Source organism: Streptomyces beijiangensis, assembly GCF_017315755.1.
In the GTDB taxonomy this organism is placed as follows: domain Bacteria; phylum Actinomycetota; class Actinomycetes; order Streptomycetales; family Streptomycetaceae; genus Streptomyces; species Streptomyces beijiangensis.
Genome location: NZ_JAFLRJ010001032.1, coordinates 1 through 595, shown reverse-complemented (window position 1 = coordinate 595; position 595 = coordinate 1). Strand labels below are relative to the sequence as shown.

Genomic DNA, 595 nt, shown 5'->3' with positions numbered 1-595 from the left:
GGCATCGGCGTCGTCATCGACTTCACCCGCCATATGCGGACGCTGGTGGAGGTGGACGCGGAGGCGCGTACGGCGGTCGTCCAGCCCGGTGTCGTACTCGACGAACTGCGGGCGGCGGCCGGGGCGCACGGACTGACCTTCGGGCCCGATCCGTCCACGCACAGCCGCTGCACGCTCGGCGGGATGATCGGGAACAACTCGTGCGGCGCGCACTCGGTGGCGTGGGGGACGACGGCCGACAGCGTCCAGAGCCTGACGGTGCTCGGGTACGGCGGCCAGGAGTGGCGGCTCGGGCAGGGGTGGGAGGGGGGCCCCGCGGACCTCCGGCCGCTGGTGGAGCGGAACGTGGCGCTGCTGCGGACCGGCTATCCGCAGGGGCTGCCGCGCCGGATCTCGGGCTATGCGGTCGATGCGCTGCTGCCCGAGAACGGGGTCGATCTCGCGCGGGCGTTCTGCGGCAGCGAGGGCACGCTGGGGGTGGTGACGGAGGCGACCGTAAAGCTGGTGGAGGCGCCGCGGGCACGGGCGCTGGCCGTCCTCGGGTACGCGGACGAGAGCGCGGCGGCGGAGGCGGCCGCCGGGCTGTTGTCATACC

Annotated in this window: 1 protein-coding gene; it reads left to right on the top strand. The window is 74.1% G+C overall.

Annotation, left to right across the window (positions count from 1 at the left end; translation table 11 throughout):
- A partial coding sequence (locus J0695_RS40415) for an FAD-binding oxidoreductase (protein WP_206969783.1) occupies positions 1 to 595 on the top strand: 595 nt, incomplete at both ends.